Raw genomic sequence first — 14,422 nt, forward strand, 5'->3', positions numbered from 1 at the left:
GATCGGCATCGGCCCGACATGATCGACTCGGGCGCCCACTGGGTCGCCCTGGGGCGAATCAAGGGGGCGTTCGGGGTGCGGGGTGAGGCGCGGGTGGCGCCCTGTTTTCTGCCCGTTGCCAGAATCCTGCCGGACAATGCCCCCACGCGCGAGTTGTCCAGCGATTGGTTGCTCACGCACACCCGTTGGGAGTTGGGCAAGGCAGCCCCGCCCGAAATCCAGGTGACCGCGCGCTCCGTCCGCCGACACGGCGACGACCTCCTGGTGACGATCGAGAACTGGGAAGTTCGGGAGAAGATCCAAACCCTGGCGGGCATGTCCATCTGGTTGCCGGTGGATCAATTGCCGGATCCAGGCGCGGGACGACACTACTGGTTCCGTCTGCTTGGTTGTCGGGTGGTGGCCATGCCGGAGGCCTCGGATGGTTCCACCCCCAAAGGGGCCGCTCCAGGGGTATCGAATGCGGAGGGCGATTCGGAGTCGCCGAACGCAGGGGACGGTCCGGAGCACGAAATCGGCGTGGTGAGCGAACTGCTGGGAACCGGCTCCAACGATGTGTTGGTGGTGACCCAACCCGACGGAGAAGAGCGTCTGCTGCCGGTGATTCGCGATGTGATCCTGGCGGTTGACGAAGCCGGCAAGACGATTCGGGTCCGGCTCATGCCGGGCCTGTGAATGGTCGGCGCGTCCATGACTGAATAGCCGGGGCTTGCAGGATGCGCTTCTCGATTCTCACCCTGTTTCCCGAGATGTTCGCCCCGGTGCTGGATGGATCCATCCTCGGGCGGGCCAGAGAGCGGGGGGTGATCGAAACCCGTCTGATCCAGATTCGCGATTTCGCGCTGGACAAGCACAACCGGGTCGACGACGCCCCGTTCGGAGGCGGACCAGGCATGGTGCTCAAGCCCGATGTGCTGGAACGGGCGGTGCATGCGACACGCAACGCGTGTCCCGGTCGGGTGATCTGGTTGACACCGCAAGGGCGGCGGTTTGGACAGGACGAGGCGGTTCGTTTGAGTTTGGAACCGCATGTCATTTTAGTCTGCGGCCACTATGAGGGCGCGGACGAACGGTGGGTGGCGCAGTCGGTTGACGAGGAGCTTTCCATCGGCGATTTTGTCCTGACCGGCGGCGAACTGCCCGCCATGCTGGTTCTCGACGCGGTGGCCCGGCTGGTTCCCGGCGTCTTGGGCGACGCGGAGAGCGCACAGGCGGAATCGTTTTCGCAAGGTTTGTTGGATCACCCGCATTACACCCGCCCGGCCCGGTGGCCAACCCTTTCCGGGGAAGTGGTTTCGGCACCTTCGGTGCTGTTGTCCGGGAACCACGGGGCGGTTGCGGCGTGGAGAAGAAGACAGTCGCTGTTGCGCACCCTGATCCGGCGTCCGGAGTTGTTGACGCGGGTTGCCTGGAGTCGCCAGGAGCGGCGGTTGATCGAAGAGTTGGCCAAGGATCTGGAGGCCATGGATGTCACCGATGAACCCTCCGAGGGTGGAGGGTTTGAGCACACGCATGACAGGATGAAAAGATCATGAACGAATTACAGTTGTTTGAGCAGGCGCAGATCAAGGCCGATGTCCCCAAGTTCAACGCGGGCGACACCTTGCGGGTGCATGTGCGCGTGATCGAGGGAAGCCGCGAGCGCATTCAGGTGTTCGAGGGGGTATGCATCGCGCTGCGCAACGCCGGCAACCGTACCACCTTCACGGTGCGCAAGGTCTCGTTCGGCGAGGGCGTGGAGCGTCTCTTCCCGCTCTACTCCCCGAAGCTGGACAAGATCGAGGTGTTGCGCAAGGGCGACGTGCGCCGCGCCAAGCTCTACTATCTGCGTGACCGCACCGGCAAGGGCGCGCGCATCCGGGAGAAACGGGACTGGTAGCCCGGGTTCGTCCAGGTCTCGACCTGGAACAGGAACTTCAAGCGACCGGCTTCACGCTGATTTGTGGCGTGGACGAAGCCGGTCGCGGTCCCTTATGCGGTCCGGTCGTGGCCGCCGCCGTCATTCTGCCCCCTTTTCGGGCGCTTCCCCCTTCCCTTGTCCACATCGACGACTCCAAGCGCCTGACCGCCGCGCAACGGGATATCCTTGCCCTGACGATCCGCGCCGAGGCCCTCGCCTTTGGCATCGGCCTCTGCGAGGCGGTGGAGATCGACCGGCTCGACATCCGCCGTGCCTCACTGTTGGCGATGAACCGCGCAGTGGCGACGTTGCGCGCGACCGGGGTTCAGGGTACGACGAATCCTCCCCATGCCGCGCCTGACGCGCTGCCTGCTTCCGGCGGGGGGAACGCCTCCTCTGCCCCCCATATCGCGCCAGAGTCTCGGATCGTGCCGGGATTCGTCCTGGTGGATGGTCGCGACGTGCCCCCCGGTCTCCCCTGTCCGGCGCGGGCGGTGATCAAGGGGGACCAGTTGTCCGCCTCGATCGCGGCGGCGGCGATTCTGGCCAAGACCCATCGGGATGGAATCATGACCGAACTGGCACGTCGTCATCCGGGTTACGGCTGGGAACACAATGCCGGCTATCCCACCCAAGAGCATCTGGCGGCGCTGGAACGACTGGGGGTGACCCCGGAGCACCGACGCAACTATGGCCCGGTGGCACGCCTGCTTGGATTGTGCTGAAAAGGGATCCCTGAAAAAGAACAGGGATCCGGCTTGAGGGGGGGGGGAGGCCGGATCCCTGGAGGAGGCATGAACGAACCACGCCTCGGTCTTCATGAAAAAGCACCAAGGGTCAGCTTGAGGGGGGGATGCCGACCCTTGGTTGGGACGACTGGCGTCCCACTGCCATGATAAAGAACCAAGGGTCAGCTTGAGGGGGGGGAGGCCGACCCTTGGTTGGGACGACTGGCGTCCCACTGCCATGATAAAGAACCAAGGGTCAGCTTGAGGGGGGGGATGCCGACCCTTGGTTGGGACGACTGGCGTCCCACTGCTATGATAAAGAACCAAGGGTCAGCTTGAGGGGGGGGGAGGCCGACCCTTGGTCGGGACGACTGGCGTCCCTTCTCGAAATTCGTTTTCATTCTCCCCATTTTCAACAGGGGAGAGGAGGATCAAGGGCTGGATGGGGGGGGAGGATATCCAACCCTTGATCCGGGCCGTGCGCGAACTTGGCCCTGTTCCTTCCACTCTCTCTCTTCCACATCTACTGCCACTGCAACAACACAACTGCCACACAACATGCTCATTGCCGCACAAATGCTTGAACCATCCTTAGTCCGTGTGCTTGTTCCTTGATTTGATAAATATCAAGAGACGTGCCAAGCTTGAATTTCCGTGTTTTCATTTTTAGAATCAATAAATTGACAAAAAACGACCGCCAAGCTTCCTGTTTCGACTGGTGCAAAAAATTCATTCATTTTGCATTGCAATATAGCGTTCATCAGGAGACTCTTAAATAGAAACAAATTGCAATCAATCAGTTAAAAGGTGGTGGCGATTTTTTTTACAAGAAAGCCGTGGAGAACGAAAAATTTTCGCAAGGGCGCTGGCACGCACAGAGGCTCGCATGTCGAAAAAAAGCCCCTCCCCCAAGACGCGCGCATGGATCGGCACGGACGTATCGCGCCCGCTTGTGGCCTGGAACCCCATGTGTCAGAGGATCGATCCGGAAACAACGGACCAAGAAAAACGAGATCAACCACTTGGTTACGAAGAAAACACCCCTTCCAGAACCACATGGGCCAGCGCAAGGCCGCCCTCATCGGCCAGGGAGAGATGAATCACCACCTCGCGCGCGCCAGACCGGACCCGCAACACCTCGAGCTGCCGTGCCGTCTCCCCGTTCACCCGCAGCGTCGGACGGCCCAACGGGTCGTTCCCCACCTCCATGCCGGTGAACCACACCCCATCGCGCATGCCGGTCCCCAGCGCCTTGGCCAACGCCTCCTTGGCGGCAAAACGTTTGGCAAGACACGCCGTCTCCTGTCGCAACGCGCAGGCTTGCCGCTCCGCGTCGGTGTACACCTTGGCCGCGAACCGCTCCGGATGGCGCTCCAGCGCCTTGCCGATCCGGTCGATGGCCACCAGATCGGTGCCGATCCCCAGAATCACGTCCGCCAGCCCGCAGCTTCCACCATCAACCGCTTCATCTCCCGCACCGCCCGTTCCATCCCGTCGAACAGCGCCCGCGCGATGATCGCATGGCCGATGTTCAACTCCGTCAGGCCGGGGATTGCCGCGATCGGTTGCACGTTGTGGTAGTGCAACCCATGTCCGGCGTTCACCGTCAACCCGCGCGCCAGAGCCAGCTCCACCGCATGGCGGATGCGGCTCAACTCCTCCGCGCGCCGCCCCTCGTCGTGACTCTCGGCATAGGCCCCGGTATGCAGCTCCACCACCGGCGCGCCCACCGCCACCGCCGCGCGGATCTGTTCGGGATCGGGATCGATGAACAGGGAGACCCGTATCCCGGCCTGGGAGAGCGACTCCGTGGCCCGTCGTACCGTATCCTTGTTGGCCAGGATGTCCAGGCCCCCTTCGGTGGTCAACTCGGCCCGCTTTTCCGGCACCAGGCAGCAGTCCGCCGGACGCAGTTGGCAGGCCAGGGCCACCATCTCGTCGCTGGCGGCCATTTCCAGGTTGACCTTGGTCTGGGCCATCTCCAGCAACCGCCGCACGTCCCGGTCCTGGATGTGGCGCCGGTCCTCGCGCAGATGCACGGTGATGCCGTCCGCGCCGGCCCGTTCCGCCACCAGGGCCGCCTCGACCGGATCCGGGTAGCGGCTTCCGCGTGCCTGACGCACCGTAGCGATATGATCGACATTCACCCCGAGTGTCAACATGGCGTATTCCCATTCAAAAATCGTGGCACCTGTTCAGAACCCCCACCCTTGCGGGGGACGGAGGAGCGCAAGGTCCCCGGCTTAAGTGCAAAATACGAGCTTCGTTTCCCAACTTGCAGGATGGGGGGAGAACCCCTCACCCCCCTACCGTGGACCTCCCTTACGGGAGTTCCACGGTAGGAAACGAAGCTCGCAAAGGCTGCGCGCGACGCATTTTTCGCAAAAGACGCGAAACATGCTTTCTTGAGAAGAGCGCGCCAAAGTCAAAAACCAAAGTCCAAAGAGCTTTACCCTTGGATCCCGCCAGGGGGATAATCCCCCTGGCCCCTTGATCATGAAACAACGCATCCCGTGATGGGTACGGTTTAGCGTGCTCTTCAAAGAATCGCTTTTTCGAAGATTTGCTTGATGAGGGGATCCCTGGACCATCCCCTCTCCTGTCCATTCCCCACCCCTCAACCCAACTGCTCCAACCTCTCCAACTCCTGCGCCGACTTGCGATACCGCTTCAACCGGATCTCCCCGGTATCGGTGAAAAACACGATCTGCCGCGCCCATGGCCCACCCACATCCGAGGCGGTGAGATGCAATCTCCGGGAACGGATGAACTCCATCGCCGTATCCACATTGCGCTTGCCCATCCCCAGACCCGTTCCGCCTGCCAGGGAGTGGGCAAACATCATCGCCCCGCCGAACAACTTCACCTCCAACTCCGATCTCGGCACGCCGCGCGTGTCGAACCAGCCCAGCATGAACTCCAACGAGCAGCGCACATGATCGCCCAACTCGCGACACACCTTCAACCCCGTGGTCGTGGGCCTGCACACATGGTCGGGCTTGCGACCATGACAGATCGCGCCCAATTTAAGCCGTTCATGGAAAAAAATGATGGAAACGCAAGAACCCAGAACGGTATGCACCTCGGCAGGCGCGGTTCCGATGTAGAGTTCCCCTGGATCGAGTCGGATGATCTCCATGGAGAGGGTCCGCGCGCATCAAGACATGTGGGTGGTGATGAAGTGATCGATCTCCGTCTTGAGGAACGGCAAGCCATCGCCATCCATCCAGGTCAACAGGGCACCGGTAACCCCCTTGCCGGTCATGAGGAAGTCCACCCGCAACATCAGCAATTCCTGACTCTCCTCTCGTTCCGCCAAGCCCAGTTGAATGGACAACGCCTCTGGATCGCCACGAAAGAAAAAGGGCTTCTGACAGTCGATATCCGACTCCAACAACGCGCTCAGACTGCTGGCACAGGTATACAGCAACACATCTCCGGCCAGTTGCATGGAATCGGCCTCGATCTGCCCGATCATCTCCACGGGGATGGCATCCCCATGCAAGGCTTCGAGAAACAGGCCCAGATCCGTGGCACGCACCAAAAGAACCGCCGTGCCCGGCACCACCCGCTCGGAGGGAAAGGTGAACTGGTAACGCATGCCCACCAGACCGATCGCGTCGCCGAACAGTTGATGGATCTGCACAAGCAGCGAACGGGGGGAGAGTCTGGAGAAACTCGGCACCGACAACACGATCTCCGCATCCACCATCTCGCTCAACGTGGCGGCGGTGGTGCCGAAGCTCAAGTTGAACAACTCCTTGAAGGCATCTTCCTCAACCTCGTCGAGCAACAACGGCGTGGTCATCTCGACTCCATTTCACGCAGGCTGGGCGAGACTGGCACGCTTCTGAAGGGTCTCCAGCATCTTCCAGTGGATGATCGGCGCATCCAGCAGACCGGCCCACGACAAACGCACCAGGTCGCCGGACTCTTCCATCCGGAAACGCCAGGGACAGCTTCCCGAATTCAGATAGGCCCACTCGCCGAAGAATCCCCCGGCCTCGATCATTCCCACCACCGTATCGGTCGGGTCGCACATCGCCACCCGACCGGAGGAGACCAGCCACAACACCGGCGGATTGCCGGTGATCTCGATCCAGCTTCCTTGTTCGACGCGGATCGTCTCGAGATTGCGGGTGAGTGTGGCCAGGAAGACGAAGGAGGTCTGTTCCCCGAACAGCCAGGTATGCCGCAGGAAGCGGATTTGTTCCAACACCCCGGCCAGGTTGGCGTAGAGACCACGGTTTTCCAGAAAGATCCGCAGCATCCGGGCGGGAATCCGCAACACCGCGCTGTGGGAGACCGAACGATACCCGCCCTCGTCGGACTGGATCTCCGGAAAGATCCCCTGCAACCCCATGAAAGAGCCGAAACCCAGGTGATAGCGAATGCCGAAATCCGCATCCAGATAGACGATATCCCCGCAGATGGTCATCTCCACGAAATCGTGGGCATCCGACTCCCAACGGATGAAGGAGCCGGCGTTGTACTTGACGATCGGCCCGTTGATCAGCATGCGGATGTCGTCATCGGAGATCTCCGGGAAGAGATCGCGCAGGTAGTAGAAGGCCCGCTGCCGACGGTAATCCTGCTCGCCGGGAATCAGGATATCCAGGGCGCCGAAGGTGGACTCCGAGCCGATCTCCATCTCCTCGGTGGTCAGATCGCGGGAGAGGTGGGCCAGGATGCGGCGTCCGGAGGGATCGCCCCTGAAGTCCTGGGCCATGCCGTGGATCATTCCGCCGCCGATATCCAGCTTTTTCAGATCCGCCGGAAAGTGGTAACTCGCCTTGATGTGTTCCACCTGCTCCCTGGGGACCGCGAACGGTCCGGGATTGGTCATCCGGTCGAGCACCGCGAAGGAGGTCAGATCGGTCCAGTGGGCATAGGTGCGATAGCCATCCTCGGCCAGGGTGCGAAAGACCAGCAGCGAGGTCTCCACCGGATGGGGCGAGTAGATCGGGCGCACCTCCAGACCGCCGCACTGGTTCCAAACGTCGAACTCCAGATCGTGGATCTCGAAGAACTGGTTGAACTTGTCCTCGTCAAAGGACATGAGTGCGGCCAGTTTCTTGGCCACCGACGAACGCACCATGGGAGTGGCATAGTACTTGAGGCGGCGATCGGTCTGAATCAGGGCCGGCAGACCGGCGAAGTGGTCGTCGTGGGCGTGGGTGTGGAAGATCCCCTCGACCTCGCTGATGTCGATGCCCATGGCGGTCAGCACGTTGAGCACGCCGGGAATGGCATCGATGAGGTAGAAGCGTCCCTGGAACATCAGCACGCTGCTCATGCTGGGACGTTCCGGATCCCAGCCATCCCCCTCGCCGGTGTGCAACACCGCGAAGTAGTGGCGCGGCACCCGATGAAATCCCAATGGATAGGGGGATTTGTAAACCGTGTCCTTGGGCAGGTTCAGATCGATCTCGGCGCTCTGGTCGCGAAAGGCGATGCGGAAACGGTTCGAACCCACCCTCTGGATGGTCGCGCCGTTGCGGATCTCCTGGGGTTTGTCCGTGACGACCAGGGTATCGAGAAACTCCGAGGGCTCGCGAATCCGTCCGAAGGCGAACTGCAACTTGATGCGCATCATCATCTCGACGGTCGTTTCGTCCAGACCGACCTCTTCCAACTCCTCGCGAGAGAGTCCGTAGTTGCCGCGATGGATATAGGCCAGCTGCGCCTCGACCTGATCTTCCGCGCCCATCAGCAACGGCTTGACCCCGGTGTTGTTCGGATGGCCCGGCAGGATCATCCCCTGCCGGTAGAGCATCTGCAACACCGGGAACTCGGCCATGTTGGAAAAACCGCCGTTCTGCATCAGCAGATCCGACAGCAGAATGACGTTCGGACCGGTTTCGAAGTGGACGCCATTCTTGATGGCCGGGGCGTTGAGCCCCTTGTGCATCAGCAGCTTGACCACCTCGCTCGGACATCCGCACAGAATGTAGAGGCCAGCCTCGGGGATCTGCAACCAGTAAACCCCCGGACCCACCCGGATGGTCAGGAGATTGCCCATGGAGGAGCGCAACGCCTCCTTGGCCTGTTCCAGATCCTGGGTGCGTTCCGCGACCTGCCGTTCCAGCACGCGGCTCTGATCGGCCAGGGCCATGTGATTACGCACGCGCGCGCGCAAGAGGGCAGGTCGGATCGGCTTGAACAGATAATCCACCGCGCCGAGACCAAGCCCCTCATCCTCGTCCCCGGTGCGATCGCGCTCGGCCACGAAAATCACCGTGATCCCGCGCGTTTCCGGATTGGCCTTGAGGCGTCGGCACACCTCCAGCCCGTCCATGCCGGGCATGGCGACATCCAACAGGATCAGATCGGGCTTGGGATCCGCGCCGGCCAACCGCAACGCCTCGGGGCCGCTCTCGGCCACCACGGTCCGATAGGTCTCGGCGAGCAGACCGGTCAATGTCTCCACATGGATCCGCTCGTCATCGACTATCAGAATCCTGCCTTGAGTTTCTTGCATGTCGCGGTCTCTTGTTTCGTTGTAGCCAACCGGTTAACCGGGAATCTCACGCGAATCGGCCCTGATATTCCTTCCAGATTTCCAGCACCTTGCGTCGGATCTCCGGAAACGGCGTGTCCTTCCGAAGGGTATAGCGGGCGCCATGGGCCAGACAGATGGTCCATTTTTCCTGATCCACCGAGGAGGTCAGGATGATCACGCAGGCGTTGGGATCCACGGCCAGCAACGCCTTGAGCGTCTCCAGGCCATCCATCACCGGCATCTCAATATCGCAGATCACCACATCGGGTTTCAATGCCTGATAGAGCGCCACCCCCTCCCGTCCATCCCTGGCTTCTCCGACCCACTCGAACCCCTGTTCGGCGAACGCCTTGGCGTACATGAGACGCAAGACCGGATCGTCGTCGATCAAGAGCATGCGCAACGCCTTGCCCGCGGCCAGGGCCGGACGCACCCGGGTGGGGATGGTCTCATGGGAGCCTTCCGGAAGAAAACAGGTGAAGATCGCCCCACGATCGGCGTTGTTGGCCACCACGATCTCACCATGATGGGCATCGACGATCCGTTTGACAATGGACAACCCAAGTCCAGTGCTCTTTTCCTGGGCCGTGGGCCGGGTGCTCAGGCGTTGGAACTCCCCGAAGAGCCGATGACGTTCCGCATCCGGGATACCCGGCCCCTGATCGACCACCTGAAGAAAACAGCGGTCGTGCAGTCGTCCGCAGCGCACGGTGACCTCGGACCCGACCGGAGAGAACTTGACGGCGTTGCCGACCAGATTATCGACCACCTGGGCCAGGCGGTCCGGATCCGCGGCAACGGGCGCCATCGACGGGCACTCTTCCCGGATCGTCACCCCCTTCTCCCGCGCGGCGATGCGCGTCAGTTCCACCCGTTCGCCAATCAGCGTGGCGAGGTCGGTGGGACGTTTCTCCAGGGCAAAGGTGCCGGATTCGATGCTGCTGACATCGAGGAGATCGTGGATCAGCTTGAGCATCTGACCGGCCACATCGTGGATGGTCTGGATGAAGCTGCGATTCTCCTGCTCGTCGAGCGGCATGGTCAGCAGAATTTCGCTCAGGCCACTGATCGAGTTGAGGGGATTGCGCAGGTCGTGGGCCGCCATGGCCAGAAACCGGTTCTTGAGTTCGTTGAGCGCGACCAGGTGATGCCTCTGCCGTTGCAGGGCCAGATGGGTCTGGATGCGCGCCAGGGCCACCACCGGACTGAACGGCTTGCGGATGAAATCCACCGCCCCCACCGACAATCCACGGGTTTCATCCTGTTCCGACTCCTTGCCGGTGATGAAGATGATGGGAATGTCGCTGGTCTCGGAACGCTCCTTGAGGCGCCGGCACACCTCGAAACCGTCGATGTCGGGCAATACGATGTCCAGCAGGATCAGATCCGGATGGGGCTTGACCAGCGCGCGCCGCAACGCCTGATCGCCGTTCTTGGCGACCACGGTCTTGCACTCCTCGGCCAAAAGCCCCACCAGCACGTCGATGTTGGTGGTCTCGTCATCGACGATCAGAATCTTGGGAAGCTCCGCGCCCATCAGATCCCTCTCCTCATGCTCACGCTTCCTCCGCTTCCGGAACCTGTCCCAGGGTGGACATCTGATTGCGTCCGGCCCGCTTGGCCTTGTACAACGCCTGATCCGCGCGGGTGATCAGATCCAGGGGGTGTTTTCCCGTATTGGGAATCATGCAGGCCACGCCGATGCTCACCGTCACATGCTCTCCGGCCTTGGAGTGGGCATGGGGAATCTTGAGCGCCCGCACCGACCCCAGGATCCTCTGGGCCACCGCCTGGGCGCCGTTCTCATGGGTCTCCGGCAACACGCAGGCGAACTCCTCGCCGCCGTACCGGGCCGCCAGGTCCATGGCACGCGGCATGGAGGTGGCGATCGCCTCGGCCACCCGGCGCAAACAGGCATCCCCCTGGGCATGGCCGTAAAGATCGTTGTACATCTTGAAATAGTCGATGTCCAACAGCAACAGCGAAAACGGATGGGCATGCCGCTGGGAGCGGTTCCACTCGTATTCGAGGAACTGATCGAAACGGCGCCGGTTGGGAATGCTCGTCAAGCCGTCGAGCACCGCCAGCCGCTCCAGAAGATCCCCGCGCCTTTTCAGCTCGACATGGGTTCTGACCCGCGCCAGGACAATCCCGGGGCGATACGGCTTGGTGATGTAATCGACCGCGCCAACCTCGAAACCGCGCGTCTCGTCCTCCTCGGAGGAGTTCGAGGTGATGAAGATCACCGGAATGTCGCGGGTACGGGGATTCAGCTTCAACCGCTCGCACACCTGATAGCCATCCAGGCCGGGCATGATCACATCCAGGAGAATCAGATCCGGCAGGGTCTGGGTATCGAGTCGCGCCAAGGCGCTCTCACCGCTCTTGGCCGACACCACCCGGTAAAAAGGGCGCAACAGACCGGACAAAACGTCGATGCTGACCGTCTCGTCGTCGATGATGAACACCTTGGGACGATTCTCAGTCTGTTCCACGGCTCCACACCCCACAACACCTTACAAGGACAACTCGGCCACGATCCCTCTCAAGGTCTCCCGCGCCATCTCGAACTCATAATCGTCGATCTGGGCAGCCATGCGCTCCATGCTTCCGGCAACCGGCGAACCGGCCAACAACTCCCTGGCCCTGGCCGCACACTCCTGGGCATCCGAATCCCCCTCCTCGATCAGACCGGCCAGCTTGTCGAGAATCCCCCGCAACCGATCGACATCCAGCGGTTCGACCCCGACCACCGGCTGGACGACCGTCTCCCGCCCGACGTTGACCCCGGCCAACCCATGCATCATCCGCTCCACCACCGGCGTCCACGCCGGAATGAGCCTCTCGACCCGTTCCAACGCGCCCTCGACCAGCGCCTCCTCGATCTGACCGGAGAGACGCTGCGCCTCCCGCGCGCCCAGCGTGCCGACCACTCCCTTGAAGGTATGAATCAACCGCCGCGCCTCGTCGCGATTTCCCCCGTCCAACTCCACCCGCAGACGGGCCCCCACATCCTGGAAACGGGCATGCACATCCCCGAGGATCTTGAGGTAGAGCTTGCGGTTGCCGTTCAGATTGGCGAGTCCGGCCAGCATGTCCACCCCGTCGAGCCGCTCGGGCAGATCGGTCTCCTCGCGCGGCGGCTCGGGTGGCAAAACCAGGGCCTCGACACGCCCGCCCGATTCGACCACCGGGCCGACCGCCGCCACCTCGGGGGTGCGCGCACGGGCCGGAACGTGACGGGCCATGGTGGCGAACATGGTGACCGGATGGATCGGCTTGCTGATGTGATCGTTCATGCCCGCGGCCATGCACTTCTCCCGATCCCCGGCCATGGCGTTGGCGGTCATGGCGATGATCGGCAACCCCTTGAAGCGCTCGTCGGCGCGTATCGCCCGCGACGCGGCATAGCCGTCCATGATCGGCATCTGCACATCCATCAGCACCAGATCGAACGGCTCGCGACGCACCGCCTCCACCGCCTCCTCGCCGTTGCCGGCGATGCTCACCACCATCCCCTCCTCTTCCAGGAGTTCCCGCGCCACCTGCTGGTTGATCTCGTTGTCCTCGACCAACAGCGCCCGCACCCCGCGCCAGTCGGAACGGGATGTCTCGCCGATCCTTCCCCGCGACACCACCATCTCCCGCGGCCCGCTCCCCTCGCGACGCTCGGCATCCTGCTTCAACACCGACAGCACGGTCTCGAAAAGCACCGACAGGTTGATCGGCTTGGTCAAGAAGGCATCGATCCCCGCCCCATCCGCCGCCAGGATGATATCCTCCCGTGAGTAGGCGGTCACCATGACGATCTTGGGAATGTGCGCCAGGGGAAACCGACGGGTGATCTCCCGCGCGGTGCGAATGCCATCCATCTCGCCCATCTGCCAGTCCAGATAGACCATCCGATACGGATGACGCGTGGCGATGGCCCGCTCCATCTCGAAAACCGCCTCCTCCCCGGAGGCCACGCAGGTGACCTTGAAGGAGAACGATTCAAAGGACTTCTGCAAGATCTCCCGCGACACCGGGTTGTCATCGGCCACCAGCACCCGCATGCCGACCAGTTCCCGCGTGGGAAGCCGGAAACGACGCCGATCGGTCCCCTTCTGGCCCAGAATCGCGGTGAAATGAAAGGTACTGCCCACCCCCGGCGCGCTCTCCACCCAGATGCGCCCGTGCATCATCTCCACCAACCGCTTGCTGATGGTCAATCCCAGACCGGTCCCACCGAACCTGCGCGTCGTCGAGGAGTCGGCCTGGGTGAAGGCGGTGAACAACCGGGACATCTGTTCCTCGGACATGCCGATGCCGGTATCCTCGACCGTGAAATGCAACCCCACCCGGTGTTCGGTGGTCTCGTGACGAATCACCCGCACGGAGACGACGATGTTTCCCTTCTTGGTGAACTTCACCGCGTTGTTGGTGAGGTTGACCAGGATCTGACCGAGCCGCAACGGATCGCCGATCAGGTTCAGCGGCACCCCCTGGGCAACGTGGAAATTCACCTCCAACCCCTGCTCCTCGGCGCGCAACGCCACCAGATTGGCCACGTTGTTGAGCACATCCTCCAGATAGAACGGCACCGACTCCATGGTCAGCTTGCCGGCCTCGATCTTGGAGAAATCCAGGATGTCGTTGATGATCCCCAACAGCGACTGGGCCGACGAGTGGACCTTGGTGATGTAGTCGCGCTGCTTGGGATTGAGTTCGGTCTTCAAGGCCAGATGGGTCATGCCGATGATGGCGTTCATCGGCGTGCGGATCTCGTGGCTCATGTTGGCCAGAAAGTCGCTTTTGGCCTTGTTGGCCTCCTGGGCGCTCTCCTTGGCGGCCTGAAGCTCCTGGGCCTGGGTGCGCAGCATCCTCTCGCGGGAGACGGTGTTGGTGATGTCCTGGATCTGGATCAGGCAGTAACGGATCTCGGCGGCATCCCGGATCGCCTTGATCAACACCATCTGGCTCATGCGCGGCGGGCGGTCGGCGCTCTTTTCCGAGGCCGTGAACAAGGGAAACGGGGTCGGCGTGAGCCGGTGGGAGAGCATGGTCGGCAGACCGGAGTGCAAGGCGCTCTCCACGGCGCGGGCAATGCGCGAGTTGGCCAACTCGGGAAAAATGTCGAAAAGGGCGCGATGCAACACCTCATCGGCATGCAGACGCGCCCCCTTCTCCATCCAATCGTTCCAGAAGACCACCCTCTGGTCGGAATCGAGCAGAATCGTCCCCACGGCGCTGACCTCCAGGGCCCTGGTCAGCAAAATGATATCCAGCTCACTCATGGAATTGACGCGACAA

At 62.1% G+C, this 14,422-nt stretch carries 12 protein-coding genes; 4 read left to right on the forward strand and 8 right to left on the reverse strand.

Features of this window, described 5'->3' with window-relative positions; translation table 11 throughout:
- The first annotated feature begins 18 nt into the window (after positions 1 to 18).
- From ACV4UY_RS05755 to rnhB, 4 genes are read left to right on the forward strand one after another with little or no spacing between them, the layout of a single operon-like run.
- Positions 19 to 675, forward strand: a complete 657-nt coding sequence (locus tag ACV4UY_RS05755; protein ID WP_491606689.1) for a ribosome maturation factor RimM — start codon at positions 19 to 21, stop codon at positions 673 to 675.
- Positions 676 to 716: 41 nt separating this feature from the next.
- Entirely contained in the window at positions 717 to 1,535 is an 819-nt protein-coding gene (gene trmD / locus ACV4UY_RS05760) for a tRNA (guanosine(37)-N1)-methyltransferase TrmD (protein WP_491606690.1), read from the forward strand.
- On the forward strand, positions 1,532 to 1,879 hold the full coding sequence (gene rplS / locus ACV4UY_RS05765) for a 50S ribosomal protein L19 (protein WP_491606691.1): 348 nt from the start codon (positions 1,532 to 1,534) through the stop codon (positions 1,877 to 1,879). Before trmD ends, rplS begins: the two co-directional genes overlap by 4 nt.
- 56 nt (positions 1,880 to 1,935) lie before the next feature.
- Positions 1,936 to 2,625, forward strand: a complete 690-nt coding sequence (rnhB, locus tag ACV4UY_RS05770; RefSeq protein ID WP_491606730.1) for a ribonuclease HII — start codon at positions 1,936 to 1,938, stop codon at positions 2,623 to 2,625.
- A gap of 1,029 nt (positions 2,626 to 3,654) precedes the next feature.
- Here rnhB and acpS read toward each other — a convergent pair.
- From acpS to ACV4UY_RS05810, 8 genes are all read right to left on the reverse strand, one after another.
- Positions 3,655 to 4,059: a holo-ACP synthase gene (acpS, locus tag ACV4UY_RS05775; RefSeq protein ID WP_491606692.1), complete on the reverse strand. Its 405-nt coding sequence runs from the start codon at positions 4,057 to 4,059 to the stop codon at positions 3,655 to 3,657.
- A complete protein-coding gene (gene pdxJ / locus ACV4UY_RS05780; RefSeq protein WP_491606693.1) occupies positions 4,056 to 4,790 on the reverse strand; it encodes a pyridoxine 5'-phosphate synthase in 735 nt (244 codons plus the stop codon). The genes acpS and pdxJ overlap by 4 nt, the downstream gene beginning before the upstream one ends.
- A 455-nt stretch (positions 4,791 to 5,245) precedes the next feature.
- Positions 5,246 to 5,767 (reverse strand): chemotaxis protein CheD, encoded by a 522-nt coding sequence (locus ACV4UY_RS05785; protein ID WP_491606694.1) that lies wholly within the window; start codon positions 5,765 to 5,767, stop codon positions 5,246 to 5,248.
- An 18-nt stretch (positions 5,768 to 5,785) separates the two neighbouring features.
- Positions 5,786 to 6,436, reverse strand: a complete 651-nt coding sequence (locus ACV4UY_RS05790; RefSeq protein ID WP_491606695.1) for a hypothetical protein — start codon at positions 6,434 to 6,436, stop codon at positions 5,786 to 5,788.
- A gap of 12 nt (positions 6,437 to 6,448) precedes the next feature.
- Positions 6,449 to 9,109 carry a response regulator gene (locus ACV4UY_RS05795; protein WP_491606696.1) on the reverse strand — a complete coding sequence of 887 codons (2,661 nt, stop codon included), beginning with the start codon at positions 9,107 to 9,109 and terminating at the stop codon, positions 6,449 to 6,451.
- A gap of 46 nt (positions 9,110 to 9,155) precedes the next feature.
- Positions 9,156 to 10,667, reverse strand: a complete 1,512-nt coding sequence (locus tag ACV4UY_RS05800; RefSeq protein ID WP_491606697.1) for a response regulator — start codon at positions 10,665 to 10,667, stop codon at positions 9,156 to 9,158.
- Positions 10,668 to 10,686: 19 nt separating this feature from the next.
- A complete protein-coding gene (locus ACV4UY_RS05805; protein ID WP_491606698.1) occupies positions 10,687 to 11,625 on the reverse strand; it encodes a diguanylate cyclase domain-containing protein in 939 nt (312 codons plus the stop codon).
- A gap of 21 nt (positions 11,626 to 11,646) precedes the next feature.
- The gene (locus ACV4UY_RS05810; RefSeq protein WP_491606699.1) at positions 11,647 to 14,406 is read right to left on the reverse strand and encodes a response regulator; all 2,760 of its coding nucleotides are present in this window, start codon (positions 14,404 to 14,406) and stop codon (positions 11,647 to 11,649) included.
- Between the last annotated feature and the right edge of the window lie 16 nt (positions 14,407 to 14,422).

This window comes from Candidatus Magnetaquiglobus sp., assembly GCF_058402785.1.

Bases quoted from the DNA above. Each gene is read 5' to 3' on its own strand.
- ACV4UY_RS05790 (WP_491606695.1), bottom strand. From the start codon at position 6,436: ATGACCACGCCGTTGTTGCTCGACGAGGTTGAGGAAGATGCCTTCAAG.
- trmD (WP_491606690.1), top strand. From the start codon at position 717: ATGCGCTTCTCGATTCTCACCCTGTTTCCCGAGATGTTCGCCCCGGTG.
- pdxJ (WP_491606693.1), bottom strand. From the start codon at position 4,790: ATGTTGACACTCGGGGTGAATGTCGATCATATCGCTACGGTGCGTCAG.
- ACV4UY_RS05795 (WP_491606696.1), bottom strand. From the start codon at position 9,109: ATGCAAGAAACTCAAGGCAGGATTCTGATAGTCGATGACGAGCGGATC.
- rplS (WP_491606691.1), top strand. From the start codon at position 1,532: ATGAACGAATTACAGTTGTTTGAGCAGGCGCAGATCAAGGCCGATGTC.
- ACV4UY_RS05810 (WP_491606699.1), bottom strand. From the start codon at position 14,406: ATGAGTGAGCTGGATATCATTTTGCTGACCAGGGCCCTGGAGGTCAGC.
- ACV4UY_RS05755 (WP_491606689.1), top strand. From the start codon at position 19: ATGATCGACTCGGGCGCCCACTGGGTCGCCCTGGGGCGAATCAAGGGG.
- ACV4UY_RS05785 (WP_491606694.1), bottom strand. From the start codon at position 5,767: ATGGAGATCATCCGACTCGATCCAGGGGAACTCTACATCGGAACCGCG.
- ACV4UY_RS05800 (WP_491606697.1), bottom strand. From the start codon at position 10,667: ATGGGCGCGGAGCTTCCCAAGATTCTGATCGTCGATGACGAGACCACC.